Source organism: Streptomyces sp. ME02-8801-2C (genome assembly GCF_033793965.1).
Classification (GTDB): domain Bacteria; phylum Actinomycetota; class Actinomycetes; order Streptomycetales; family Streptomycetaceae; genus Streptomyces.
Map to the genome: position 1 here is coordinate 852,924 of NZ_JARAXP010000002.1, position 24,229 is coordinate 877,152.

General features: G+C 70.7%; 24 protein-coding genes. 14 read left to right on the plus strand and 10 right to left on the minus strand.

The genetic code is table 11. From position 1 onward, the window contains the following. Positions 1 to 24: 24 nt before the first annotated feature. The 3 genes from PV396_RS08145 to PV396_RS08155 are packed head-to-tail and all read left to right on the plus strand — an operon-like array spanning position 25 to position 2,140. Positions 25 to 996 (plus strand): aldo/keto reductase, encoded by a 972-nt coding sequence (locus tag PV396_RS08145; RefSeq protein WP_319202317.1) that lies wholly within the window; start codon positions 25 to 27, stop codon positions 994 to 996. After that, positions 993 to 1,307 carry an L-rhamnose mutarotase gene (locus PV396_RS08150; RefSeq protein ID WP_319201884.1) on the plus strand — a complete coding sequence of 105 codons (315 nt, stop codon included), beginning with the start codon at positions 993 to 995 and terminating at the stop codon, positions 1,305 to 1,307. The genes PV396_RS08145 and PV396_RS08150 overlap by 4 nt, the downstream gene beginning before the upstream one ends. Then, on the plus strand, positions 1,304 to 2,140 hold the full coding sequence (locus PV396_RS08155) for an amidohydrolase family protein (RefSeq protein WP_319201886.1): 837 nt from the start codon (positions 1,304 to 1,306) through the stop codon (positions 2,138 to 2,140). Before PV396_RS08150 ends, PV396_RS08155 begins: the two co-directional genes overlap by 4 nt. Here the strand turns inward: PV396_RS08155 and PV396_RS08160 are convergent. Then, on the minus strand, positions 2,128 to 3,555 hold the full coding sequence (locus PV396_RS08160; protein ID WP_319201888.1) for a lipase maturation factor family protein: 1,428 nt from the start codon (positions 3,553 to 3,555) through the stop codon (positions 2,128 to 2,130). The genes PV396_RS08155 and PV396_RS08160 overlap by 13 nt on opposite strands. A gap of 87 nt (positions 3,556 to 3,642) precedes the next feature. Here PV396_RS08160 and PV396_RS08165 point away from each other — a divergent pair, with 87 nt between their 5' ends. The 3 genes from PV396_RS08165 (at position 3,643) to PV396_RS08175 (ending at position 6,962) form a co-directional block, all read left to right on the plus strand. Further along, the gene (locus PV396_RS08165; protein ID WP_319201890.1) at positions 3,643 to 3,915 is read left to right on the plus strand and encodes a hypothetical protein; all 273 of its coding nucleotides are present in this window, start codon (positions 3,643 to 3,645) and stop codon (positions 3,913 to 3,915) included. 64 nt (positions 3,916 to 3,979) lie between these two features. Beyond that, positions 3,980 to 6,067: a SpoIIE family protein phosphatase gene (locus tag PV396_RS08170; protein WP_319201892.1), complete on the plus strand. Its 2,088-nt coding sequence runs from the start codon at positions 3,980 to 3,982 to the stop codon at positions 6,065 to 6,067. 31 nt (positions 6,068 to 6,098) lie between these two features. Next, complete coding sequence (locus PV396_RS08175; protein ID WP_319201894.1) at positions 6,099 to 6,962, plus strand: Fpg/Nei family DNA glycosylase; 864 nt, start codon at positions 6,099 to 6,101, stop codon at positions 6,960 to 6,962. 32 nt (positions 6,963 to 6,994) lie between these two features. Here the strand turns inward: PV396_RS08175 and PV396_RS08180 are convergent, their stop codons facing one another. The 4 genes from PV396_RS08180 to PV396_RS08195 all read right to left on the minus strand — a co-directional run bounded on the left by PV396_RS08180 (position 6,995) and on the right by PV396_RS08195 (position 10,065). Then, positions 6,995 to 7,654: a zf-HC2 domain-containing protein gene (locus tag PV396_RS08180; RefSeq protein WP_319201896.1), complete on the minus strand. Its 660-nt coding sequence runs from the start codon at positions 7,652 to 7,654 to the stop codon at positions 6,995 to 6,997. A gap of 139 nt (positions 7,655 to 7,793) precedes the next feature. Next, a complete protein-coding gene (locus PV396_RS08185; RefSeq protein WP_319201898.1) occupies positions 7,794 to 8,309 on the minus strand; it encodes a hypothetical protein in 516 nt (171 codons plus the stop codon). A gap of 147 nt (positions 8,310 to 8,456) precedes the next feature. Beyond that, on the minus strand, positions 8,457 to 9,005 hold the full coding sequence (locus PV396_RS08190; protein ID WP_319201900.1) for a sigma-70 family RNA polymerase sigma factor: 549 nt from the start codon (positions 9,003 to 9,005) through the stop codon (positions 8,457 to 8,459). Between the two features lie 583 nt (positions 9,006 to 9,588). Then, positions 9,589 to 10,065, minus strand: coding sequence for a universal stress protein (locus PV396_RS08195; protein WP_319201902.1), 477 nt, complete (start codon positions 10,063 to 10,065; stop codon positions 9,589 to 9,591). A 160-nt stretch (positions 10,066 to 10,225) separates the two neighbouring features. Here PV396_RS08195 and PV396_RS08200 point away from each other — a divergent pair, with 160 nt between their 5' ends. Beyond that, positions 10,226 to 11,065, plus strand: coding sequence for a polysaccharide deacetylase family protein (locus tag PV396_RS08200; RefSeq protein WP_319201904.1), 840 nt, complete (start codon positions 10,226 to 10,228; stop codon positions 11,063 to 11,065). A gap of 55 nt (positions 11,066 to 11,120) precedes the next feature. Here PV396_RS08200 and PV396_RS08205 read toward each other — a convergent pair whose 3' ends face one another. Further along, the gene (locus tag PV396_RS08205; protein WP_319201906.1) at positions 11,121 to 11,783 is read right to left on the minus strand and encodes a class F sortase; all 663 of its coding nucleotides are present in this window, start codon (positions 11,781 to 11,783) and stop codon (positions 11,121 to 11,123) included. Between the two features lie 342 nt (positions 11,784 to 12,125). Here PV396_RS08205 and PV396_RS08210 point away from each other — a divergent pair, with 342 nt between their 5' ends. Then, complete coding sequence (locus tag PV396_RS08210) at positions 12,126 to 12,614, plus strand: hypothetical protein (protein ID WP_319201908.1); 489 nt, start codon at positions 12,126 to 12,128, stop codon at positions 12,612 to 12,614. A gap of 98 nt (positions 12,615 to 12,712) precedes the next feature. Here the strand turns inward: PV396_RS08210 and PV396_RS08215 are convergent, their stop codons facing one another. The 3 genes from PV396_RS08215 to PV396_RS08225 form a co-directional block, all read right to left on the minus strand. Further along, entirely contained in the window at positions 12,713 to 13,237 is a 525-nt protein-coding gene (locus tag PV396_RS08215) for a hypothetical protein (protein WP_319201910.1), read from the minus strand. A gap of 261 nt (positions 13,238 to 13,498) precedes the next feature. Further along, the gene (locus PV396_RS08220; RefSeq protein ID WP_319201913.1) at positions 13,499 to 14,263 is read right to left on the minus strand and encodes a hypothetical protein; all 765 of its coding nucleotides are present in this window, start codon (positions 14,261 to 14,263) and stop codon (positions 13,499 to 13,501) included. Positions 14,264 to 14,281: 18 nt separating this feature from the next. Beyond that, entirely contained in the window at positions 14,282 to 15,052 is a 771-nt protein-coding gene (locus PV396_RS08225; RefSeq protein WP_319201915.1) for a hypothetical protein, read from the minus strand. 274 nt (positions 15,053 to 15,326) lie between these two features. Between PV396_RS08225 and PV396_RS08230 the strand changes: the two genes are divergently transcribed. The 3 genes from PV396_RS08230 (at position 15,327) to PV396_RS08240 (ending at position 19,670) form a co-directional block, all read left to right on the plus strand. Next, positions 15,327 to 16,322 carry an SCO0930 family lipoprotein gene (locus tag PV396_RS08230; RefSeq protein WP_319201917.1) on the plus strand — a complete coding sequence of 332 codons (996 nt, stop codon included), beginning with the start codon at positions 15,327 to 15,329 and terminating at the stop codon, positions 16,320 to 16,322. Between the two features lie 394 nt (positions 16,323 to 16,716). Then, on the plus strand, positions 16,717 to 17,529 hold the full coding sequence (locus PV396_RS08235) for an SAM-dependent methyltransferase (RefSeq protein ID WP_319201919.1): 813 nt from the start codon (positions 16,717 to 16,719) through the stop codon (positions 17,527 to 17,529). Further along, positions 17,526 to 19,670, plus strand: coding sequence for a putative bifunctional diguanylate cyclase/phosphodiesterase (locus tag PV396_RS08240; RefSeq protein ID WP_319201921.1), 2,145 nt, complete (start codon positions 17,526 to 17,528; stop codon positions 19,668 to 19,670). Before PV396_RS08235 ends, PV396_RS08240 begins: the two co-directional genes overlap by 4 nt. Positions 19,671 to 19,773: 103 nt before the next feature. Here PV396_RS08240 and PV396_RS08245 read toward each other — a convergent pair whose 3' ends face one another. Then, complete coding sequence (locus tag PV396_RS08245) at positions 19,774 to 20,658, minus strand: LysR family transcriptional regulator (RefSeq protein WP_319201923.1); 885 nt, start codon at positions 20,656 to 20,658, stop codon at positions 19,774 to 19,776. 129 nt (positions 20,659 to 20,787) lie between these two features. On the opposite strand from PV396_RS08245, the gene PV396_RS08250 reads away from it, so the two are divergent. From PV396_RS08250 to PV396_RS08260, 3 genes are read left to right on the plus strand one after another with little or no spacing between them, the layout of a single operon-like run. Continuing rightward, a complete protein-coding gene (locus PV396_RS08250; protein ID WP_319202319.1) occupies positions 20,788 to 21,459 on the plus strand; it encodes a succinate dehydrogenase in 672 nt (223 codons plus the stop codon). A gap of 1 nt (position 21,460) precedes the next feature. Beyond that, complete coding sequence (locus PV396_RS08255; RefSeq protein ID WP_319201925.1) at positions 21,461 to 23,413, plus strand: fumarate reductase/succinate dehydrogenase flavoprotein subunit; 1,953 nt, start codon at positions 21,461 to 21,463, stop codon at positions 23,411 to 23,413. Then, positions 23,410 to 24,156 carry a succinate dehydrogenase/fumarate reductase iron-sulfur subunit gene (locus PV396_RS08260; protein WP_319201927.1) on the plus strand — a complete coding sequence of 249 codons (747 nt, stop codon included), beginning with the start codon at positions 23,410 to 23,412 and terminating at the stop codon, positions 24,154 to 24,156. Before PV396_RS08255 ends, PV396_RS08260 begins: the two co-directional genes overlap by 4 nt. Positions 24,157 to 24,229 lie beyond the last annotated feature (73 nt).

Here is a 24,229-nt window from a genome sequence, read left to right on the forward strand (position 1 = left end):
GGGTCCGCACCCGGGCCCCTGCCGGTGCACACGCTCGGCCGCACCGGCGTCGAGGTCACGGGCCTCGCCTTCGGTGCCGCCGCCATCGGCAACCTCTTCACCGAGGTCACCGACGAACAGGCGCACGACGCGGTGTCCGCCGCCTGGGACGCGGGCATCCGCTACTTCGACACCGCCCCGCACTACGGCATCGGCCTCTCCGAACGCCGCCTCGGCGCGGCCCTGCGTGAGCACCCGCGCTCGGCGTACACGATCTCCACGAAGGTCGGCCGCCGTCTGGAGCCCGCAGGCGACCCCACTGGCGACGACCTGGCCAACGGCTTCGCGGTCCCCGCCACCCACACCCGCGTCTGGGACTTCAGCGCCGACGGCGTACGCCGCACACTGGAGGCGAGCCTGGAGCGGCTCGGCCTCGACCACGTCGACGTCGTCTACCTGCACGACCCCGACGACCACGCCGAGGACGCCTTCCGCGAGGCCTACCCGGCGCTGGAGAGGCTCCGCTCCGAGGGCGTCGTACGGGCGATCGGCGCGGGCATGAACCAGACGGAGATGCTCACCCGCTTCGTCCGGCACACCGACGTCGACGTGGTCCTGTGCGCCGGCCGCTACACGCTCCTCGACCGGAGCGCCCTCACCGAACTGCTGCCGGCCGCCGTCGAACGCGCTGTGTCCGTGGTGATCGGCGGCGCCTTCAACTCCGGTCTGCTGGCGGACCCGAGACCCGGGGCGACCTACAACTACGCGGCGGCATCAGGCGAGTTGCTGGACCGCGCCCTGCGCATGAAGTCCGTCGCCGACCGGCACGGCATCACCCTGCGGGCAGCCGCGCTCGCCTTCTGCGCGGCCCACCCGGCCGTCGCCGGGGTCCTCGTCGGCACCCGTTCGGCCGCCGAAGTCCGCGACTGCGCCGACCAGTTCGCGGTGCCCGTGCCCGAGGCCTTCTGGCAGGAACTGAGGGACACCGGCCTGCTGTCCACCGAGGAGCCGTCATGAGAGTCGCCTTGCACACAAAGGTCCGCGCCGACCGCGTCGCCGAGTACGACGCCGCCCACCGCGAGGTCCCCGTCGAGCTGACCGACGCGATCCGCGCCGCCGGCGCCACCTCCTGGACGATCTGGCGCAGCGGCACCGACCTCTTCCACGTCCTGGAGTGCGAGGACTACGGACGCCTCCTCGCCGAGCTGGAGAAGCTGCCGGTCAACGTGGCCTGGCAGGCCCGGATGGCCGAACTCCTCGACGTGGCGCACGACTACTCCGCCGAGGGCTCCGAGGCGGGCCTGCCCGTCGTGTGGGAGCTGCCGTGACGGTGGTCGACGCGCACCACCATGTGTGGGACCTGTCGGTCCGCGACCAGGACTGGATCGCCGAGGACAGCCCGCTGCGCCGGGACTTCACCATGGACGACCTCGCGCCGCAGGCCCGCGCGGCGGGCGTCGACCGCACGATCCTCGTCCAGACGATCACCGTGCCCGAGGAGACCCCGGAGTTCCTGGCGCTCGCGGCCCGGCACGAGCCGATCGCGGGCGTCGTCGGCTGGACGGACCTGACCCGAGCCGACATCGGCGACGAGCTGGCCAGACTGCGCGAACTCCCCGGCGGCGAGTACCTGAAGGGCATCCGCCACCAGGTCCAGGGCGAGCCGGACCCGGAGTGGCTGCTGCGCCCGGACGTACGCCGTGGCCTTGCCGCGGTCGCCGACGCCGGCCTGGTGTACGACCTTGTCGTGCTCCCGCGCCAGCTGACCGCGTGTGTCAGGGCGGCCGAGTCACTGCCGCAACTCACGTTCGTCCTGGACCACTTGGGCAAACCGCCGATCGCCTCAGGCGCACTGGAACCCTGGGCCTCGGCCCTCCGCTCCCTGGCCGCACTGCCCAACACGGTCGCAAAGCTCTCCGGCCTGGTCACCGAGGCGGACCACGCCTCCTGGACGACCGGCGAGCTGCGCCCGTACGCGGACACCGCCCTGGACGCCTTCGGTCCCGGCCGGCTGATGTTCGGCTCGGACTGGCCGGTGTGTACGCTCGCCGCGTCGTACGGCCAAGTGGTGTCCCTGGCCGAGGAGTTGACCGCCTCCCTCGACGCGAGTGAACGCGAGGAGGTCTTCGCGGGCACCGCGACCCGCGTCTACGGCCTCTGAGCCGAGACGCGGGCCAGCCGCGTCGGCGGCATGAACTCCCGTACGTACACCCGCTCCCAGTACGCCCCCGTCGCCCGCCGCTCCCGCCAGGTCGTGTACCGGTACCGGAAGAGGCGGGCGCGGACGTAGCGCGGGGGCGCGTCCGGCGGGAACGGGGAGCGGCGCAGCAGCCGGAGCGTGTCGCGGTCGTTGTCCAATAGCCGTTCGACCATCGCGCCGAACCACGACCCGGCGTACGCGGGCGACAGTGCGGCGAACCACATCATCCAGTCGAGCCGCAGATGGTAGGGCGCGAACTGGCGTGGCCTGCGCGCCGGTTGGCCGGGTTTCCCCTTGAACTCGTACTCCCGCCAGTCGGAGTCCTCGCGCGGAACGTCGTCGGCCGTGCCCTCGACGATCACCTCGTACCGGACCCGGCTGACGCTGCCGAAGGCGCCGTAGCTGTTGACCAGATGAAGCGGGTCGAAGGAGCGGTTCATCACCTGGCGGGGCGAGAGCATGTTGCGGACCGGACGACAGCTGAGGGCCACCAGGCCCCCGGCGACCGCCAGGACCACGATCTCGTACCAGAGCGGGGTGTCCGGGACGGGACTCGGCGCCGTGTCCGGGAGACGCACCGCCGACAGTGCCAGCACGATCGTGAGCCAGTTCAGCCAGGCGAAGTTGCCCGACAGGACCAGCCACAGCTGGGTGACGATCATCAGGGACGCGGCGCCCGTCGCCACCGGCTGCGGGGTGAACAGCAGCACGGGGACGGCGAGTTGGGTGAGATGGTTGGCGGCCGTCTCGACCCGGTGCACCGGCCTCGGGAGACGGTGGAAGTACCAGCTCAGCGGACCCGGCATCGGCTGAGTCTCGTGGTGGAAGTCGAGGCAGGTCAGGTTCCGCCAGCAGACGTCGCCGCGCATCTTGATCAGCCCCGCCCCGAACTCGACCCGGAACAGGATCCAGCGCAGCAGGAACAGCACCACGACCGGCGGCGCGACCTCGTCGTTGCCCAGGAAGACGGCGAGGAAGCCCACCTCCAGAAGCAGTGACTCCCAGCCGAAGCCGTACCAGGTCTGGCCGACGTTGACGATCGACAGATACATCACCCAGGGCAGCAGCCACAGCAACATCCCCGCCCACAACGGGAGTCGGGAGTCCAGTCCGGCGAGCAGCGCCACCGACACCGCACAGCCGGTCCAGGACCAGACGGCGAAGAAGCGGTCGGAGTAGTGGAGTTGGAACACGCTCGGTGCCTGCCGGAAGCCGACCCGGGCGACCAGACGGGGGACCGGGAGCATGCCCCGCTCGCCGATGAGCGCCCGGAACTGGAGGGCCGCGCCCAGGAACGCGACCAGGTAGACACAGGCCAGGCCCCGCTGGAAGACCAGTCGGCTCAGCCAGAAGCCGGGTGCGTCGAACCACTCCATGTCACGCGCTCCTTCCTCCCCCCCAGTGTGACGCTCGGTGACCTTCTCGGCTTGCGTGCGCCGAGCGGGTGACGCAGACAATGGGGAATGCACCGGACCCTTGTCACCACCTGCGCACTCTCCGCAGCCCTGCTGGTCGGGGGCTGGGACGGCGACCCGACCGGCGAGGAGGTACTGATCCCCGACGCCTTCGGTACCGGTATCGGCATCGGCGCGGTCCAGGATCCCTGCGACGAGATCGGCCCCGACACCGTCCCAGAGATCCCCGACCTCCCCGACGGCGGCGGCCGGATCCCCGACGACAACACCCCCTACGACGCCTTTGCCCCGTCCGATCCCTGTGAGGGCGTCGGCGAGTGAGCGAAGTCCGGCGAAAGACGTCGGACAAGTCGAAGAATCAGCCAAAAACTGGCAGGGTGGGCGCATGGCTGATCGGGGAGCGAGCGCCCTGCCACTCCCGGACGACTGGCCCGCCCACCCGGACCCGGTTCTGGCGCTCAACCGCATGGGGACGTTCGACTGGGACCTGGACGCAGGCCTGTTCCACATGGACGCGCTGGCGTACGAGATCTTCGATCTGCGCCCCGACGAATACGACGGCCACCCCGAGAGCCTGGCCGTCAGGGTGCCCCCGATGGAGGGCCGCCGGCTCGATTCGGTCGTCGCCGAGGCCATGAAGGACGGCAGCGAGAACTACGGCACCTACTTCCGCCTCCGCCGCCGGGACGGCGCCCTGCAGTGGACCCACACCCAGGGCTACATCCGCCGAGACGAGACCGGCCGCCCGCGCCGGGTCATCGGCATCGTCCGCGACGCCACGCAGGAGCTGCGGGACAGCCAGGCCCGTACCGAACAGGCCGCCCAGGACGAGGTCCGGCGCCGCCAGACCAATGTCGTCCAGGTCATCACCGCCGCCCTCGCGCACGCCCGCACCGTCGAGGACGTCATCGACGTCCTCACCAACTCCCACGGCGTCCCCCACCTCGGGGCGGCCAGTCTGGTCATGGGCCTGGTGGAGGCCGGCCGCATCCGGCTGGTCGCCGAGGGCCCGGCGGGTGCCTCCGTGCCGGGCACGCGCATCACCCGTATCGACGAGCCCTACCCGATGGGCGACGTCGTACGGACCCTCGGCCCGCGGTTCATCGAGTCGCCGGAGGAGTTCGCGGCCGGATATCCGGTCCTGTGGCCGCATCTCACCGACCTGAAGATCACCTCGGCCGCCTATCTGCCGCTCATCGCGCAGGCCCGGCCGATCGGCGCGATGGGCCTGCTCTACAACGACCGGTACGGCTTCTCGGCGGAGGACCGCGCCGTGCTCGTCGCACTCGGCAGCAGCATCGCGCAGAGCCTCCAGCGCGCCATGCTCTTCGAGCAGGAGAAGGACCTCGCCCAGGGCCTCCAGCAGGCCATGCTGCCGCGTTCCATCCCCAACGTGCCCGGTGCCGACATCGCCGTCCGCTACCGCGCCGCCTCCTCCGGCGGCCAGCTCGGCCGGGACATCGGCGGCGACTGGTACGACGTGATCCCGCTGCCGGGCGGCCGGGTCGGCGCGGTCATCGGCGACGTCCAGGGCCACGACACGCACGCGGCGGCCGTCATGGGCCAGCTCCGGATCGTCCTGAAGGCCTACGCGGCCGAGGGCCACCCGCCCGCGACGGTGATGGCCCGGGCCTCCGTCTTCCTGCGCGAACTCGACACCGGCCGCTTCGCGACCTGCCTGTACGCGGAGGCCGACATGTCCACCGGCGTGGTCCAGGTGGTCCGCGCCGGCCACCTCGACCCGCTGGTACGACACGCCGACGGCAGCTGCCGCCGCGCCCACGTCGACGGCGGGCTGCCGCTCGGCCTCTCCGCCGAGTTCGGCCGCCTCGAATACCCGGTGGCCACCCTCGAGCTGGAACCCGGCGAGACCCTGGTGCTGTGCACCGACGGGCTCATCGAGCAGCCCGGCGCCGACCTGGCCGACGGACTGCGCACGCTCAGGGCGCTCATCGCCGCCGGCCCGGAGAGCGTCTGGGAGCTCGCCGACCGGCTGATCGAGGTGGCCGACGAGCGCAGCGGGGACGACGACGTGGCCCTGCTGCTCCTGCGCCGCCGGGGACTGGCCGCCGTCCAGTCCGGCGGGCGGCTTCAGCAGCACGTCCCTCCTGCCGACCCCGACGCGCTGAGCGAGGCCCGGCACATGATCGGGGCCGCGGTCCGGGCCTGGGGCGCCCACGCGCGCGCCGACGAGGTCGAACTGGTGGCCGACGAGCTGATCACCAACGCCCTGATGCACACCGAGGGCGCGGCGGTCGTCACCCTGCGCGTGCTGAGCGGCCCCGAACGCCGGCTGCGCGTCGAGGTCGAGGACTCCTCCAGCGCCCTGCCGCGCCGCCGGGAGGCGGGGGAGTCCGGGGTCTCCGGGCGCGGTCTGCTCCTGGTCGACCTCCTCGCCGACGCCTGGGGCGTGGAGGCGCGGGGCGGCGGCAAGGTCGTGTGGTGCGAGTTCGTGGTGCCGCCCACGAGCTGAGCACCGGCGCGGGCGGTGGCACTCTGGACCTATGCCGGAACTTCCCGAGGTCGAGGCGCTCAGGGACTTCCTCACCGAACGGCTGGTGGGCCATGAGGTCGTCCGGGTGCTGCCCGTCGCGATCAGTGTCCTGAAGACGTACGACCCACCGGTCACCGCCCTCGAGGGCCGCGAGATCACCGCCGTGCACCGGTACGGCAAGTTCCTCGACCTGACGGCGGACGGCGGCCCGCACCTCGTCACCCATCTGGCCCGCGCGGGCTGGCTGCACTGGCGCGACCGCCTCCCCGACGGCCCGCCGAAACCCGGAAAAGGCCCGCTCGCACTGCGGGTCGCCCTGGAGACGGGCGAGGGCTTCGACCTCACTGAGGCGGGCACCCAGAAGCGGCTCGCGGTGTACGTCGTCCATGATCCGCAGGAGGTGCCCGGCGTGGCCCGCCTCGGTCCCGACCCGCTCGCCGACGACTTCGACGAGGCCCGCCTGACCGCTCTGCTGGCGGGGGAGCGGCGCCAACTTAAGGGGGCGCTGCGCGACCAGAGCCTGATCGCGGGGGTGGGGAACGCCTATAGCGACGAGATCCTGCACGCCGCGCGGATGTCCCCGTTCAAGCTCGCCGCCTCGCTCACGCCCGAGGAGAACTCGCGGCTGTACGAGGCGCTGCGCTCGACGCTCACCGAGGCGGTCGCGCGCTCCCGGGGACTGGCGGCCGGCCGCCTGAAGGCTGAGAAGAAGAGCGGGCTGCGGGTGCACGGCCGCACCGGCGAGCCCTGTCCGGTGTGCGGTGACACCGTCCGCGAGGTCTCCTTCAGTGATTCCTCGCTCCAGTACTGCCCGACCTGCCAGACGGGTGGCAAGCCGCTCGCCGACCGCCGTATGTCACGCCTGCTGAAGTAGCCCGACAGGCGCCCCCCGAACGGCGGTTCGGGTCAGGGGGCGTCGAGCGTCACCAGGCGCAGGCCGTCGGTGGTACGCAGTTCGTACTTGTCGATCTGGTCCGAGTGCAGGGTCGAGGCGCCCATCATCGTGCTCGCGCGGGCGTCGTGCTCGGGCACGTTCCAGTTGGTCAGCGTCTCTTCCGTGCCGTCGTCCGCGATGGCGACGAGATGACAGGCACGGGGGCCCGCGCCGTCCTTGACCTTCAGTTCGATCTGGCTGCCCCAGACCGTGTCCTCACTGGTGACCTGCGCCCAGACGCCCGACCGCTCGTCGGTCGCGGCGACCTGCTGGGTCCGGTCGGCGTCGTCGCCGCCGCTCGCCATGATCGCGATGCCGGGCCCGGCGACCGCGAAGACCACGGCGGCGGCCACGGCGTACAGCCAACGCCGCCGGTCGGCGCGCCGCCGGTTCGCCACTTCGCCGAGCAGCCGGTCCAGAAGACTGGGACCGGGTTGAGCCATGGGGTGCACGGAGCGCGGCGTGGCCCGCCGGTACAGCAGCAACTGCCGTGTGGCGGGACCGAATTCAGTCACATGGGCCGCGCACTGAGGGCACTCCATGAGGTGGTCCTCGAAGCGGAAGGCGTCCGCCTCGTCGAGCACGCCGAGCGCGTATGCGCCGACGTCGCGATGCCGTTCCAGGGACCTCATGCCGAATCCTCGTGCCGATGGTGATGGTGGGGTGGTGTTGCTCCCACCGGTACGCACCGGATCGCGGAATCACTCAAGCCCCATACCGAATCGAGACCTAAGGTGTTCGGAGCGGACGGGACCGCGGATTGGTCGGATTCTAAAAAAGATGGATCGCCAGATGACCGAGGGGCAGTCCCAGCCGCCAGGCGGGGGTCCAGACCTTCGGTCCGTCGTCCTCACCGAGCACGGGCCCGCCACCCGGAACGGCGTCCAGGTCCGGGGCGAGCAGCTCGGTCTCCTCCAGCCAGCGCCAGGCGGCGGCGGCCAGGTCCAAGTCGGGTGCCGGCGCTCTCGATTCGAGTGCGTCGGCCGCCAACCTGGAAATACGTGTCCGGACCCAGTCCTGCCAGGGCTGGTCGTACGCCGTCAGCGAAAGCCACTTCTCCAGTTGAGTGATGACCCGGATTCCCGAGAGCTCACCGCTGGTGTCGGACAGGAAGATGGTGAGCGCCAGCGCGTCCCGACCCGCGCGGAACTCGAAGGACGTGGGCGGCATCAGATCGCCCGTTCGCAACAGCTCGTCGGCGATGTACTCGGCGTACAACCAGGCCATGGGGACGGTGAGTTCGCCCCCGCCGGTGCCGTCCGTGCCCTCTTGACCTCGGTGCAGCATCCCTTCCTGCCTTCCTCCGGTGCGTGCGCGTCGCCCGACCCCGGGCCTCCGGGCAGACGCCCGGTGCGGACACGGATGAAGACAGCTCATGGCTCAACCATGGTCCTCAGCAAGGCGCTTTACCGAGGTTTGACCCGACCATTGGTTTCAGCGCAGGTCGGCCGCATAACCCGGAAGGACTCGCCGCAGGGCGCGCAGCGCGTAATACGCGCGGGACTTCACCGTACCGGGCGGGATACCCAGCGCCGTCGCGGCCTCCGCCACACTCGCCCCCTGGAAATACACCAGCACCAGGACTTCACGGTGCTCGGGAGTGAGTGTCTTCACAGCCTCCCGCACATCGAGCGTCGCCGCGGACCGTTCCGCGTGATCGGCGCACACCCGCGCGTTCTCCAGGATCGCGTCCCCGACCTCGGCGGGGCGCGCCTGCCGGGCCCGGCGCGCGTCGATGGCGAGCCGCCGTCCCACGGTCAGCAGCCAGGGCCGTACCGACTCGAAGGCGTCGGCCCGCAGCGCCTCCGGATGCTGCCAGGCGCGTACGAGGGTCTCCTGCACCAGGTCCTCGGCGCGCTGCCGGTCGCCGTCGCACAGGCGCAGCAGCAGGGCGAAGAGCGGTCGGCCGTGCTCGCGCTGCAGCGCGGCCAGCTCGTGCTCGGCGGTCGTCGTCCCGTGGGTGATGGTGGTTCCGGCCGTCATGGCCGTATGGCATCGCAAGGTCCCGATTCGGGACAGAGCGCGGACCGGAGTCTGCGGCGGACGGTCGGACGCGTCGACGAACGGTGCGACGAACGGTCTGAACGGGAGGTTCCCCCTCCACACACGCCACCCCGCCCCGCCGTCGGCCCGGAGGGCGGCGATGGCGAGGTGACTTGCCCGAGCGCACCCGCGAGGCGCACGAGCGAAACGCCGGCGCGGGCGCCGGGCGCGCGTCCCCGTCTGTGACGTGGCTCCTGAGCGGGGGCGCGTGCCCGAACGGGCTGACGGCGGGGCTGGCGGTTGCGGGGTGCCGGTGGGGTGCCTGGGCCACTACCGGGCCCCATGGTTGCGGGGCGCGCGTCCGAACGGGCTGACGGCGGGGCCGACAGCTGCCGGGCGTCGGTGTGGCGCCTGGGTCACGGCGGGGCCGATGGTTGCGTGGCGTCGGTGTGGCGCCTGGGCCACGACCGGGCTCGACGGTTGCGGGGCGCGGGCGCCGGGTGTGTGACCCCGTCCGGGACGTGGGCCCTGAGGCGGGGCGTGGGCCGTGTCTGACGACGGGGCAGCGGCGTCGGTGTCGTGGTTACGGTACGACCGTGACCGGCCAGCGGCCCGACTTCACCAGGCGGATCGCCACCGAGCCGATGATCCGGTGTCCCGCCTGCTCGGACGCGCCGACGACCACCGCGTCCGCCTTCAGGTCGTCGGCGGCCTTCACCATGCCCGTGTACGGGTCCCCGCGGAAGGTGTGGAACTCCCACCGGATATCGAATATCCCCTTGACCTGCTCGGTCGCCTCCCGGATCTGCGCGATGAGATCCTCGGCCACGCTGCCCGTCGCCTCAGCCACGGGCGCCCCGAACGCGGCGCCCGCCGCCATCACCGGCTGTACGTACACCAGGGCGAGCAGCGCGTTCTGGCGCCGCGCCAGGCCCGCGGCGTAGGACGCGGCGCGGAGCGAGGACTCGGAGCCGTCGACGCCGGCCACGATGACCTTCGGCCCGTCCGTGCCCCGCTCGAACTGGTGCTCGCCCCGCGATGAGTGCTGCTGTTCCGTCACACTCCGAGGCTATCGGCAGCCGGGGGCCCGCCGGGCACGCGGGGAGGTCCCGGGAACCCGGTTCAGCTGTGCCTGTCCCGCTGGGCCCAACGGGTGCTTTCGTACCGCCGCACCGGTGCCGATGCGGGGCGTCAGGACCGTACCGGGCGACTGATGAGTCATGACGAAGGATCAGTTGCTCACACGGCGCCGGGTGTTGATGATCGGCGGAGCCGCCGCCGTGGGAGCGGCCGGTACGGCCGCGCTGCTCACCGCCGGCCCGGAAAACACCGCGAATGCCCGGTCCGCCGCGGGCCCCTCGGCACACCGTGCGCTCAAGCCCTCCGCGTACCGCCTCGAACCCCTCACCGGCTACGGCCCGCCGCAGGCCGCCACCGCCCACGGACGCACCCTGGTCCGCCACGAGCCGCTGCTGCGGGTGTCCGGACGTGGTCGCACCATGGTGCTGACCTTCGACGACGGACCGGACCCCCGCTACACCCCGGACATCCTGCGGACCCTGCGGGAGCACGACGTCCGCGCGATGTTCTTCGTGTGCGGGGAGATGGCGGTCAACAACCAGGACCTGCTCGCCGAGATGGCCGAGGACGGGCACGTCGTCGGCAACCACACCTGGTCCCACCCGTTGCTGACGCGCCTGACGCGCTCCGAGATCCGCTCCCAGATGGAACGCACCTGCGAGGTCATCGAGGACGGCTGCGGCGAAGCCCCCGCCTGGTTCCGCGCCCCCTACGGCGCCTGGAACCGGGCCGCCTTCCAGATCGGCGCCGACCTCGGCATGGAACCGCTCGCCTGGAGCGTCGACACCCTCGACTGGATGGCCCCGGGCACCCGCAAGATCGTCGACCGGGTCGAGCGCGGTGCCGCCCCGGGTGTCGTGGTCCTCTCGCACGACGCGGGCGGCGACCGCTCCCAGAGCGTCCGGGCGCTGCGCGACTATCTGCCGCACCTGCTGGATTCCGGCTACCACATCACCGTACCGACCCGGCACTACACGTAGTCGCGGGTGGCCTGATCGCCGGTCACGGGCATTCGGCCGCCCGGCCGGGGAACGCTCAGCGAACCTCGACCAGGCGGGCGAACACCACGACATTCCCGTTGTAGCCGTTCTGCTTGGAGAAACCGCCCCCGCAGGTGATGACCCGCAGTTCGGGGGTGTTCCTGCTGCCGTAGACACGGTCACCGGGGAAGTTGTTCTTGTCGAAGACCTCAATGCCGTAGATCTCGAAAACGGCCACCTTTCCGTCCTGGCGCTGGACCTCGACGCGATGTCCCTTCTTGAGGGCCCCGAGTCCGTAGAAAACGGCGGGGCCCAGTTTGTTGTCCACGTGTCCGACGACCACCGCGGTGCCCTTCTCGCCGGGCGACACGGCACCGGTGAACCAGCCCGCCAGATTCGGGTCCTCGGGCGGCGGGGCGTCCACCCAGCCGGCCGCGTCCAGGCCCACCGGCAGCACCGGCGCGTCGACCGAGATCGCCGGGATCCGCACCCGGTCGGCCACCGAGAACGGCAGCGCGGCCGGCACGCCGGAGAAGGTGCCGCCGGGGAGGCGGCTGTCCGCCGCCGCCGCCGACGCGGGCTGTGGCGGACCGACGTCGAACTCTCCCGAACCATTTCGAATGAGAGCGAGGCCGGTCAGCAGAACAAGCGCTATCACGCCCCACGGAGCGCGCTTCTTCCGCCGCTCCTCCTCTTCCGCCAGCTCGGACGCAGACATTCGCCATCCCCTCTCGACCCGGCCGTCGCCGTGTCAATCGCGCATACGACAACGCTAAGTGCCCGGCGGAAAACCGGCGACGGGGCAGCAGCGAACGGGTGGCGGACGTGGGGTGCGTCATTCGTCCGGGCGCCATCCGGGTCGATGGGAAAGTATTTTTTCTGACGGTCCGTGACCTGCGACAATATCCGATTGTGCGGTATTCCTTCGGCGTGTCCTCTCACCAGTACGGACCATTCCCGAAATGCGGCTGCGCGCACGGCATCTGAGGGTTCGTCTGGGAGGCGTTTTCTCGCCGATCGACCGGGGACGGGTCCCGGGGCGCCTTCCGCGGAGGTTCACATGCGTACTACTCGTGCCCTGGTGGTGGCTGCCGCCACGGCTGCCGCGGTGGGGCTCGCCGCCCCGACGGCCTCGGCCTGGGACCAGCCGTCCGGCGTCACCGCCGCCCCGAGCGTGATCGCCCCGGGCGGCCAACTGGTGCTCACGGTCGACGGCTCGGCGTGCACCCGTTCGAACAGCACCATCTCGTCGAACGCCTTCCCGAGCGCGACGCTCTCCCCTATGGGGACGAACTCGGCGACGGCGAAGGTGACCGTCAACACGAACGCCACCGCGGGCTCGTACAGCGTCACCACCAACTGCGAGGGCAGGCCCCGGACCTTCTCGGGGGTCTTCACGGTCATCGGCGGTGTCCGAGGCGGTCTCGGCGGCAGCAGCTCCTCCGGGGCCACCCCGGCCGACATGGCGATCGGAGGCGGGCTGGTGGCCGCCGCCCTCGTCGGCGGTGGCGTGTTCTGGATGCGCCGCCGCTCCGAGAACCGGATCTGACGGCCGTCTCCCCCTCGGAGTGCCGACCGCACGCCGACAGCCTTTCGCCCCGGAACCCGTCAGGGTCCGGGGCGAAAGGCTGTACGGGTGCCGCCACGTCAGGCGTTGTCGTCGCTCGGTCGACGCCGGGAGAAGTGGTACGCCACGGTCAGCGACCCCGCGATGAGCGCCGCGCCGAGGCCGATCTCCCCGAGGTCGAAACCGGCGACGGTGCCGCCCTCACCCGCGTGCACACCCCGTTGGACGGGCAGCGGGTAGTGCGTGGGGTCGCTGGGGTGTCCGCCCGCGATGGTGAGGTCGGTGTGGCCGCTCTCGCCGCCACAGGTGAACGTCACCCGGTACGCCGCCCCCGGTTTGGCGTCCCAGTCGACCTTCGTCGTCCTCGACGAGTGACCCTTCGGGATGGTGACCGTGTCGAAGACGCCGGAGGACACCCGGGTGTCGTCGTTGCAGTTGTCCACGCGCAGCGTGACCTCTCCGCCCGCCGCGACGGTCGAGGGCACGACACTGAACCCGAACGACGTGACGCTGTTGTCCGCGACGACGGCCTGGGCGGCGGGTGCGGTGAGGGTGAGGGCGGTGACGCCCAGCAGTGCGGCCGAGGCGACGCGTATCGCGCGCATGTGAATCCTCCGGGTCCCCGAGGAGCAGCTGCGGACCTTTTCCGCTCGCGCCGTACCGTTCGCGCCAGAAATGCACCTCGATGACCGAAACGCTAGGAACGCCTGTGCGTATGCGCGATCGGTGTCGGGCGAACGGGTCATGGATGTGGGCCGGTCGGGGGACCCCGCCGAGCGAGTCGGGGGACACCCGCGCGTGGCAGGTGTCCCCGGGGACGCGTGGGGCGAGGAGCCGTCAGCCGGTCCCCACCCGTTCGCGGGCGGTCAGCGGCCCGCGCCCGGGAAGAGCGTCAGGAACGGATCGGCCGTGGCCGTGATGCCACGGCTGTAGGGCGCGTCGAAGTCCCAGATCAGGAAGAGCAGGAAGGCGATCAGGGTGGAGAACAGCCCGGCGAGGACCAGTTCGCGGGGTGTGCGCCGGATCTGGAGGGCGAAGATCATCCCCACCGTGATCAGGGCCCCCGCGATCAGTCCGAACCACACGACGCCGGGCATGGTCGGCCCGGTCGAGTCGGCGCGGGCCGTGCGGGCCTGGTCCGCCATGGTCACCTGGTCCAGGAGCGGCTGGTAGGCCTGCGCCTGGAAGTCCGTCTTCGGTTCGTAGTCGGTGACGTCGACGCGAATGCGCTGCATCAGCTGGTCGCCGCGCTTGGTGACCTGGCCGTTGTCGCTCATCTCCTGCCACTCGGTCTTGACGACGTGTCCGACATAGGCGTTGACGTCGTCCCGAATGCGGTCACGCACGTCGGGCGGATAGACCCGGACGCGCTCGGAGATCTCGTGCAGTGCGTGGGCCTCGGTCGAGACATGGTCCTGGGCGACACCGCGCGCCTCCCAGACGCCGGCGATGGCCAGGCCCAGCACGATGGCGTACACGACGCCGATCCACATCGTCATGTACTCGATCACGTCCGGGGTGTCGGACGGGTCCTCGTCGTCCGGGGCCCTGCGGTCCCGTACGAAGGTGATGAGGATGACGACCGCGCACGCGGCCGCGATCGCGACGGCGAGAACAAGCCATTCCGACAAGAGGATGCCTCCAAGGGGTCAGCGCGGACGCAGTGCGATGACGGCGATCACGGCGGGCAGGGTGACGAGCAGGGTGAACGAGACCAGCGAGGGGCCGCCACGGACGGTCCGCTTGTGGGCGGACACGCGGTACGGCGGATAACTGACCCGGGCGGGCATCGGTGACGCGGTCGGGCTCGGGCTCGGCTTCTCGGTGCGCATCGGTGTGGGCGCGGGGCTGGGTGCGGGAGCAGGGGCGGGAGGTGGCGGCGGCGGACTCGGGGTCGGCCGGGGCGCGGGGGCGGGCGGCGCGGCCGGTGGCTTCGGCTCCGGCGCCGGCTTCCGCGGGGGAGTGGGCTTCGGGGTCGGGGTGGGTTCGGGGCTCGGCTTGGGTGGCGGCGGAGGTTCCGGCGTGGGGGTGGGCGTCGGTGGGGGAGTCGGGGTCGGAGTGGGTGTGGGTGTGGGCGTCGGTGTGGGGCAGGGCGGAGGTGGTGTCGGGGTCGGGCTCGGACACCAGGTGCCGGTGCCGACGACGACCTCGGTGCCGTTTCCGGTGACGACGGCTCCACCGTTGCCCACGCCCACCGACCAGCCGTCCTGGGCGGCGACCGGGACACCCGTGCCGACCGTGACCGAGGCACCGTTCCCGCTGACCGACACCGAGGTGCCGCTGCCCGCGCCGGTGGAGACGGAGACGCAGGTCCTCGCGTCGGCCGTGCCGACCGGCACGCCGATGAGCAGCCAGGTCAGGGCCAGCAGCGCCAATACCCGTATGGCGAGGGCGAATCGGGTCCGTGTGGGTCCATACACGACGAAGATCATGTGCGCTGGGCGCTCTCGCGCGCGCGGGAGCGCGAGGAGATTGCCCCGAACGAGTGACATATGTCGTGCGGCGGTTTAGATCGCGTGTTCTAGGTGCGGGCCGTGATCGTCCTCGGGTGCGAGGTGCGGCGGGTGGGACCACAGGGTTCGGAAAGAAATTTGTGCGTTGGTTGAACGCAGTGACCACCCCCGCCCGTACCTAGGACCGTGCGGCGGCCAAGCGGGGCGTCGCAACACCCTAACGATTACGGGGAGTTTCCCTATGAAGACCTCCTGGCGGAGCGCCTCACTCGTAGCCTCAGCTGCGGCCGTGCTGGCGCTGACGACGGCGTGCGGTCAGGACAAGGCCACCGACACGAGCAGCCAGAACGTCGGCGCGGCGGCCCCGGCCGCCGGTGGTTACGGATCCGTGGCCGGCACGAGCACGGCGGGTGCCGGCGCGGGTGCGGGCACCGGTACGGGCACGGGTACCGACACCGGTTCGGACGCCAATGGTGAGCAGGCCGCCGCGGGCAACTCCGCCGCTGCGGGCCAGTTGAACGTGGTCACCAACGCCCAGATCGGCAAGGTGCTGGCCAGCAGCAGCGGACGCACGATGTACCGCTTCGACCAGGACACGGCCGAACCGCCGAAGTCCAACTGTGACGGCGACTGCGCCGCCGCCTGGCCGCCGGTCCCGGCGGACGACGTCTCGGCCGGTGTCGGTGTCGACGCCGGACTGCTCGGCGAGGTGACGCGCGCCGACGGCACCAAGCAGCTCACGGTCGGCGGCTGGGCCGCCTACTACTACGCCAAGGACGCCGCGCCCGGCGACATCAAGGGCCAGGGTGTGGGCGGCAAGTGGTACGGCCTCGCCCCCGACGGCAAGAAGGCGACGCTCGCCGCGCAGCCCGGCCTGTCCACCCGCAATGACCCCAAGCTCGGCACGATCGTCGTCGACAAGAACGGCATGACGGTCTACCGCTTCCTGAAGGACCAGGCGTGGCCGAAGCCGGTGTCCGCCTGTGTCGGCGCCTGCCTGGACAAGTGGCCGGTCGTCTCGCCGGTCGCCTTCAAGGACACCAAGGGCATCAAGGAGAAGGGCTACATGGACTTCACCCGGCCCGACAACGGCGCCGAGCAGCAGACGCTCAACTGCTCGCCCATCTACACCTTCATCAACGACAAGAAGCCCGGTGACACCAACGGCCAGGGCGTCGGCGGCACTTGGTACGCCGTGGCCCCCGACGGCAGCCTGGTCGGCGCGCCGAAGCAGTAAGGCCAGGCAGTAACCGACAGCAGGGGAAACCGACTTCGACTTCTCCGGGCCTGTTCCCTCCGTGTCCCGCACTCTTCGTGCGGCACGGCGGGAGCAGGCCGCTTCGGCATGTCCGCAACGCGACGACACGCAGGGCGATTTGCCGGTGAATCGTCCCCGACTCGCCGTATTTCACCGGGAGTCGGCAACTCCACTTCGTAACTTTGGGAACTCTTTGGAACGCTCCGGATACTTTTCGTAGAGAGTTCGCGGTACGTCAATTCGGCACGTGCCGCAGGCAGTGACCGGGAACGGATGGTCAATTTCCGTTTCCGCTCGCTCCTTTGGCAGGCGATCAGTAACCTCAGCTCGAACACTGGAGCGCCAACGCCTGCCAACGCCTGGAGAGAGACAGATGGAGCGTCCCGCCTGGGCCCCCCGGGGCATCGACATCTCGGTGCCGAGCGTTTCCCGGATCTACGACTTCTATCTGGGCGGTTCGCACAACTTCGAGGTCGACCGGGAAGCCGCCCGCAGGGCCATGGAGTTCATGCCGGGACTTCCGAAGATCATGCAGGCGAACCGCGCTTTCATGCGCCGGGCGGTACGCTTCGCCGCCGCTGAAGGCATCACGCAGTTCCTCGACATCGGCTCCGGCATTCCCACCTTCGGCAGCGTCCACGAAGTGGCGCGGGCGGTCAGCCCCGAGGCGCGGGTGATGTACGTCGACCACGACCCGGTCGCCGTCGCACACAGCCAGGCGGTCCTGGCCGGCGACGAGCACGCGGACGTCCTCGCCGCCGATCTGCGCAAGCCCCGGGAGATCCTCGACAGCCCCCAGGTGCAGGGCCTGATCGACCGGAACCGGCCAGTGGCCCTGCTTCTCGTTGCCATACTGCACTTCGTGGAAGACATGGACGATCCGTACGCGGCGGTCGCCGAGCTGCGCGACGCGCTCGCGCCCGGCAGCCTGCTCGTCCTGACGCATGCCTCGTACGAGGGAATCCCGGTGCCGCCGGAGCGGGCCGAGGGCGCGGTCGACGTATACAAGGGCATTCGCAATCCGCTGGTCATGCGATCGCGCGAGGCGATCGCGCGGTTCTTCGAGGGGTACGACATGGTGGAACCGGGACTGGTGGCGATGCCGCACTGGCGGCCGGAGACGGCACCGGAGGACGAGGACGCGTACTCCTTCTCCGGATTCGCCGGCGTGGGACGCAAGGCGTGACCGCCGAGCCGGACGGCCCCCAGGACAGACTCCGCAGGTTCGCCACCATCTGGAGCCGGGCGGTCTACCAGGTGACGTCCACATCGCTCACCCGGGTGGAGTTCGAGGAGCAACTCCTGCCGCTCGCCGGGCGGTTGAGCAAGGCGCTACGGGCCAGGACGTTCGACGCCGAGGAGGGCCGGGCGGTCGGCGCGGCGCTGGTCGCCGCGCACTGCACCGACCCCGAGTCGCTCAGCCGCTCCCTCGACTGCGTGGATGCCTACCTGGTCCTGTACTGCGGTGAGGACGGCCCGCAGGAGGATCTGCGCGCCCGTTCGTCGCGCCTCCAGCACGCCATGGCCGCCGGTTACGCCGGCGCGCTGCGGGACCGGACGCTGGCCGAGCAGGAGGCGATCGCGTGGGCCGCGCAGAGCGCCCGCAGCGCGGTCGCCGAGGCCCTGCACGACAGCGAGGCCCGCTTCCGCGCGGTCTTCGAGGGCGCGGCCATAGGCATCGGCATCGCCGACCTCGACGGGAACATCCTGCAGATAAACGGCGCGCTGCAACGCATGTTCGGCGGCTCGGAGCAGACCGTACGGGGCCGCAGGGTCACCGACTGGACGCACCCGGACGACGCCCCGCAGGTCTGGAAGCTGTACGAGGAACTCGTCTCCGGCGAACGCGAGCACTACCACGTCGAGAAGGCGTTCTACCGCCCTGACGGAACGGTCCTGTGGACCAACCTCACCGTCTCCCTCCTGCGTGACGCGGACGGCCGGCCGCAGTACCAGCTCGCCCTGATGGAGGACACCACCGAGCGCCGGCTCCTCAACCTGCGGCTGCGGTACGAGGCCACGCACGACGCGCTCACCGGACTGCCCAACCGCACCCTGTTCTTCGAACGCCTCGAGAAGGCGGTGACAGCGGGCGAGGGCCAGCGCTTCGGCCTGTGCTATCTCGACCTCGACGGCTTCAAGACCATCAACGACAGCCTCGGACACGCGGCCGGCGACCGACTGCTCGTCGAGGTCGCCGACCGGCTGCAGTCCTGCGCGACCGCGCCGGGCGAGATGGTGGCCAGGCTCGGCGGCGACGAGTTCGTGGCGCTGACCACCGGCCCCGACACCGAGGCCGAGGTCGACGAGCTCGCGGCACGCATCATGCACGCGCTGATCGCCCCGGTCAGCGTCGACGGCCGCGAGCTGACCGTGCGCGGCAGCATCGGCATCGTCGAGGGCCCGGCGGGGGAGCGCGGACCGGCGGAGGTGCTGCGCAGTGCCGACATCACCATGTACCGGGCGAAGTCGGCGGGCGGCAACCGCTTCGAACTGGCCGACCCCGAGGCCGACTTGAAGGCGATCACCCGTCACGGGCTCACCACGGCACTACCGGCGGCCCTGGACCGCGGCGAGTTCTTCATCGAGTACCAGCCGCTGGTCCACCTCGGCGACGGAAGCGTCCGCGGCGCCGAGGCACTGGTGCGCTGGCTGCATCCGCAGCACGGCGTCCTCGGCCCCGACCGCTTCATCCCGCTCGCCGAGCACACCGGCCTGATCGTCCCGCTCGGCCGCTGGGTCCTGGAGGAGTCGGTGCGCCAGGCCCGCGACTGGCAGGAACAGTACGGCGGACATCCGGCGGGCGGCCCGCTGCGCATCAACGTCAACCTGTCCCCGTGTCAGCTCACCCACCCCGGTCTGGTGCAGGACACCGTCGACATCCTGGAACGCGCGGGACTGGAACCCGAGGCGCTGTGCCTGGAGGTGACGGAGTCGGCGTTGATCGGCGCCGACGACGACCTCCTCAAGCCGCTGCGCCGCCTCGCCGAGATGGGTGTCGACATCGCCCTGGACGACTTCGGCACCGGCTACTCGAACCTCGCCAACCTGCGCCGCCTGCCGGTGAGCATCCTCAAGCTCGACCGCTCCTTCACCCAGGGGATGCAGCAGTTCCCGGCGGACCCCGTCGACCTCAAGATCGTCGAGGGGATCGTCTCCCTTGCCCACAGCCTGGACCTCACGGTCACGGTCGAGGGCGTGGAGACGGGCGCCCAGGCGGAGCAACTCCGCATACTGGGCTGCGACACGGCCCAGGGCTGGTACTACGCCCGCCCGGGCCCCCCGGAACGCCTGCACGACCTGGCTTTGGTGGACGCGACAGGGTGACCGAGCCAGGGGCGCGGGGCTGTGACATTTGCGGCTCCGCCGCGTGGGCGCGACCAGCCACACACAACCTGAGCTGTGTCCACAAACCCCGCCCCCACCCCCCTCACCGCTCCAGAAGCATCCGCTGCAACTCCCGAGCCGCCCGAGGCGGAGCCACATCACTCCGATGGGCCAGGGCAATAGCCCGGAACAACCCCGGCCCAGCCAACGGAGTGACCCGCAGCCCACGCCCCGCCCGGCTGGCCACCATGCGCGGTACGACAGCCACCCCCAGCCCCGCCCGCACAAACCCCAGCACCGCGTCCATCTCCCCGCCCTCCACCGCGAAGTCCGGCTCGAACCCGGCGGAGCGACACGCGGCGACGGTCAGCTCACGCAGGTCGTAGCCGTGCCGGAACATCACCAGACGCTCGCCTTCCAGATCGGCGACGCGGACGGTCCGCCGGCCCCCGCCGGGTGCGGGCGCGTCCGGGGACGACACCACCACCAGGTCCTCGCGCAGGACCTCCAGCGTGGTCAGCGCCGGCGACGGCGTCGGCAGCGGAAGGACGACCAGGGCGAGGTCCAGGGCGCCGCGCGCCAGCTCCCGTACGAGGTCGTGCGAGCCGCCCTCCTCGATCAGCAGCCGGATGCCGGGATAGCGGTCGTGGAAGGCGCGCAGCACGTCCGGCAACAGCCCCGTGCACACGCTCGGCGTGGCGCCCAGGCGAATGCGGCCGGACCGGAGGTGGACCAGTTCCTGCACCTCGTGGCGGGCCGTGTCCGCGTCGGCCAGGATGCGCCGGGCCAGCGGCAGGAGTGCCTCGCCGGCATCCGTGAGCGTGATGTTGCCGCGCGCCCGCAGGAACAGCTCGGCCCCCAACTCCCTCTCCAGCGACTTGATCTGCTGCGACAGCGACGGCTGCGCGACATGGACGAGGTCGGCGGCGCGGGTGAAGTGGCGGGTCTCGGCGACCGCCACGAAGTACTGGAGCTGCTGGAACTGCATGGGTTCAGCATAGGTCTGCATAGGCTCTGTCTATGGAAACGAGCCGGACCATGTCTTGGACCGATGAGGGACTCTCGGCCTAGCGTCTGAGCCATGGCTCTGGCAACGCGGACGGACCGACGGCCGTCCATGGCACGCACCGTGTGGGACAGCACCGTCGGCAAGAAGACCGTGATGGCCGTGAGCGGCCTGATCATGCTGCTGTATCTCGTTGTCCACATGATCGGCAACCTGAAGATCTTCTTCGGGCCCGGCGAGTTCAACCACTACGCCCACTGGCTGCGCACGGTCGGCGAACCGTTCATGCACTACGAGTGGACGCTCTGGATCATCCGGGTCGTGCTCGTGGCCGCGGTCGTCGCCCACGCCACCTCCGCCTACCAGCTCAGCCGCCGCGACCTGCGGGCCCGGCCCAGCAAGTACGTTCACAAGAAGGCGCGGGCGAGCTACGCGACCCGCACCATGCGCTGGGGCGGGATCATCCTCGGCCTCTTCATCGTGTGGCACGTCCTCGACCTGACCACCGGCACCGTCCACTCGGGCGGCTTCCAGCCGGGCCACCCCTACCAGAACGTCGTCGACACCTTCTCCACCTGGTACGGCAACGTCATCTACATCGTCGCGATGCTGGCCCTCGGCCTGCACATCCGGCACGGCTTCTGGAGCGCCGCCCAGACCCTCGGCGTCGGCAACCGCACCCGCGACCGCGCCCTCAAGACCGTCGCAGGCGTCCTCGCGCTGCTGCTCACGGCCGGCTTTCTCGCCGTACCCGTGGGCGTCATGACCGGAGTGGTGAGCTGAAATGACCTCCGAATACACCGAGTTCACGACCGGCGAGCCCCTCGTCGACCACAAGGCACCCGCCGGACCCGTCAACGAGCGCTGGGACACGCGCCGTTTCGAGGCCAAGTTGGTCAACCCCGCCAACCGGCGCAAGCACACCGTCATCGTCGTCGGCACCGGGCTGGCCGGCGGCTCGGCGGGGGCCACGCTCGCCGAACAGGGGTACCACGTCGTCCAGTTCTGCTACCAGGACTCCCCACGGCGCGCCCACTCGATCGCCGCCCAGGGCGGCATCAACGCGGCGAAGAACTACCGCAACGACGGCGACTCCGTCCACCGGCTGTTCTACGACACCGTGAAGGGCGGCGACTTCCGCGCCCGCGAGTCGAACGTCCACCGGCTGGCGCAGATCTCCGTCGAGATCATCGACCAGTGTGTCGCCCAGGGCGTTCCCTTCGCCCGCGAGTACGGCGGACTGCTCGACACCCGCTCCTTCGGCGGTGTCCAGGTCTCGCGCACCTTCTACGCGCGCGGCCAGACCGGCCAGCAGCTGCTGCTCGGCGCCTACCAGGCCCTCAGCCGCCAGATCGCCGCCGGGAACATCGAGATGCACGCCCGCACCGAGATGCTCGACCTGATCGTCATCGACGGACGGGCCCGGGGGATCGTCGCCCGGGACCTGATCACCGGGGAGATCTCCAGCCACTTCGCGGACGCCGTCGTCCTCGCCTCCGGCGGCTACGGCAACGTCTTCTACCTCTCCACGAACGCCATGAACTCCAACGCCACCGCGATCTGGCGGGCGCACCGGCGCGGCGCCCACTTCGCCAACCCCTGCTTCACCCAGATCCATCCGACCTGCATCCCACGCACCGGCGACCACCAGTCCAAGCTCACCCTGATGAGCGAGTCGCTGCGCAACGACGGCCGGATCTGGGTCCCGAAGGCCAAGGGAGACACACGGCCCGCGAACGAGATCCCCGAGGACGAGCGCGACTACTACCTGGAGCGCATCTACCCCTCCTTCGGCAACCTGGTACCGCGTGACATCGCCTCCCGCGCCGCCAAGAACGTCTGCGACGAGGGGCGGGGCGTCGGACCCGGCGGACAGGGCGTCTACCTCGACTTCGCCGACGCCGTCCGGCGGATGGGACGCAAGGCGGTCGAGGAGAAGTACGGCAACCTCTTCGACATGTACGCGCGGATCACCGCCGAGGACCCGTACACCGTCCCCATGCGCATCTATCCCGCCGTGCACTACACGATGGGCGGCCTCTGGGTCGACTACGACCTCCAGACCACCGTCCCCGGCCTGTTCGCGATCGGCGAGGCCAACTTCTCCGACCACGGCGCCAACCGGCTCGGCGCCTCCGCGCTGATGCAGGGCCTCGCGGACGGCTACTTCGTCCTCCCGGCCACCATCAACGACTACCTGGCACGCAACCCCGCCCAGGCCCCCGTCGACGCCCAACACCCGGCTGTACAGGAGGTGTTGGCGGAGACCGAGGACCGGCTGAACCTCCTCCTGTCCGTCGACGGCGACCGCACTCCCGACTCCTTCCACCGTGAACTCGGCGAACTGATGTGGGAGTTGTGCGGTATGGCCCGCAGCGACAGCGGGCTGCGCAAGGCCCTGGAGCGCATCCCGCAGATCCGTGAGGAGTTCTGGCGCCGGATCAAGGTCCCCGGCACCGGCGAGGAGTTCAACCAGTCGCTGGAGAAGGCCAACCGGGTCGTCGACTACCTCGAACTCGCCGAGCTGATGTGCCTCGACGCCCTGAACCGCGCCGAGTCCTGCGGCGGCCACTTCCGCGAGGAGTCCCAGACCCCCGACGGCGAGGCGGAGCGCCGGGACGACGAGTTCTCGTACGCCGCCGCCTGGGAGTTCACCGGCACGGGCACACCTCCCGTCCTGCACAAGGAAGACCTCGTCTTCGAGTACGTCCACCCCACCCAGCGGAGCTACGCATGAAGCTGACCCTGCGCGTCTGGCGGCAGCGCAACGCCGATGCCGACGGCGCCATGTCCACGTACGAGGTGGACGGCATCTCGGCCGACATGTCCTTCCTGGAGATGCTCGACACCCTCAACGAGGAACTCATCCTCAAGGGCGACGACCCGGTCGCGTTCGACCACGACTGCCGTGAGGGCATCTGCGGCGCGTGTTCGCTCGTCATCAACGGCGACGCCCACGGGCCCGAACGCACCACCACCTGCCAGCTCCACATGCGGGCCTTCGCGGACGGCGACACCATCGACGTCGAACCGTGGCGCGCCGCCGCCTTCCCGGTGGTGAAGGACCTGGTCGTCGACCGGTCCGCCTTCGACCGGATCATCCAGGCCGGCGGCTACGTCACCGCCCCCACCGGCGCCGCCCCCGAGGCCCACGCCACCCCCGTACCCAAACCGGACGCCGACTTCGCCTTCGAGCACGCCGAGTGCATCGGCTGCGGCGCCTGCGTGGCCGCCTGCCCCAACGGCGCGGCGATGCTCTTCACGTCCGCGAAGGTCAACCACCTCAACGTGCTGCCACAGGGGGCGCCGGAGCGGGAGACCCGGGTCCTCGACATGGTGGCCCAGATGGACGAGGAGGGCTTCGGCGGCTGCACCCTCGCCGGGGAGTGCGCCACCGCCTGCCCGAAGGGGATCCCCCTCGTCTCCATCACCGGGATGAACAAGGAGTGGCTGCGGGCGACCCGCAAGGTCCAGCGGTAGGGCGACCTGGGGCCTTCGCCGCCCTACCTGGGCCGAACAGGGGAAAACCGCGGGCCCCGAGCGGGTCTGGCGG

Coding starts and splice junctions, on each gene's coding strand:
- PV396_RS08245 (WP_319201923.1), bottom strand. CDS start 20,658: ATGCAGTTCCAGCAGCTCCAGTACTTCGTGGCGGTCGCCGAGACCCGC.
- PV396_RS08200 (WP_319201904.1), top strand. CDS start 10,226: ATGACGAAGGATCAGTTGCTCACACGGCGCCGGGTGTTGATGATCGGC.
- PV396_RS08150 (WP_319201884.1), top strand. CDS start 993: ATGAGAGTCGCCTTGCACACAAAGGTCCGCGCCGACCGCGTCGCCGAG.
- PV396_RS08190 (WP_319201900.1), bottom strand. CDS start 9,005: ATGACGGCCGGAACCACCATCACCCACGGGACGACGACCGCCGAGCAC.
- PV396_RS08180 (WP_319201896.1), bottom strand. CDS start 7,654: ATGAGGTCCCTGGAACGGCATCGCGACGTCGGCGCATACGCGCTCGGC.
- PV396_RS08160 (WP_319201888.1), bottom strand. CDS start 3,555: ATGGAGTGGTTCGACGCACCCGGCTTCTGGCTGAGCCGACTGGTCTTC.
- PV396_RS08260 (WP_319201927.1), top strand. CDS start 23,410: ATGAAGCTGACCCTGCGCGTCTGGCGGCAGCGCAACGCCGATGCCGAC.
- PV396_RS08250 (WP_319202319.1), top strand. CDS start 20,788: ATGGCACGCACCGTGTGGGACAGCACCGTCGGCAAGAAGACCGTGATG.
- PV396_RS08255 (WP_319201925.1), top strand. CDS start 21,461: ATGACCTCCGAATACACCGAGTTCACGACCGGCGAGCCCCTCGTCGAC.
- PV396_RS08185 (WP_319201898.1), bottom strand. CDS start 8,309: ATGCTGCACCGAGGTCAAGAGGGCACGGACGGCACCGGCGGGGGCGAA.
- PV396_RS08175 (WP_319201894.1), top strand. CDS start 6,099: ATGCCGGAACTTCCCGAGGTCGAGGCGCTCAGGGACTTCCTCACCGAA.
- PV396_RS08215 (WP_319201910.1), bottom strand. CDS start 13,237: ATGCGCGCGATACGCGTCGCCTCGGCCGCACTGCTGGGCGTCACCGCC.
- PV396_RS08230 (WP_319201917.1), top strand. CDS start 15,327: ATGAAGACCTCCTGGCGGAGCGCCTCACTCGTAGCCTCAGCTGCGGCC.
- PV396_RS08205 (WP_319201906.1), bottom strand. CDS start 11,783: ATGTCTGCGTCCGAGCTGGCGGAAGAGGAGGAGCGGCGGAAGAAGCGC.
- PV396_RS08235 (WP_319201919.1), top strand. CDS start 16,717: ATGGAGCGTCCCGCCTGGGCCCCCCGGGGCATCGACATCTCGGTGCCG.
- PV396_RS08210 (WP_319201908.1), top strand. CDS start 12,126: ATGCGTACTACTCGTGCCCTGGTGGTGGCTGCCGCCACGGCTGCCGCG.
- PV396_RS08170 (WP_319201892.1), top strand. CDS start 3,980: ATGGCTGATCGGGGAGCGAGCGCCCTGCCACTCCCGGACGACTGGCCC.
- PV396_RS08165 (WP_319201890.1), top strand. CDS start 3,643: ATGCACCGGACCCTTGTCACCACCTGCGCACTCTCCGCAGCCCTGCTG.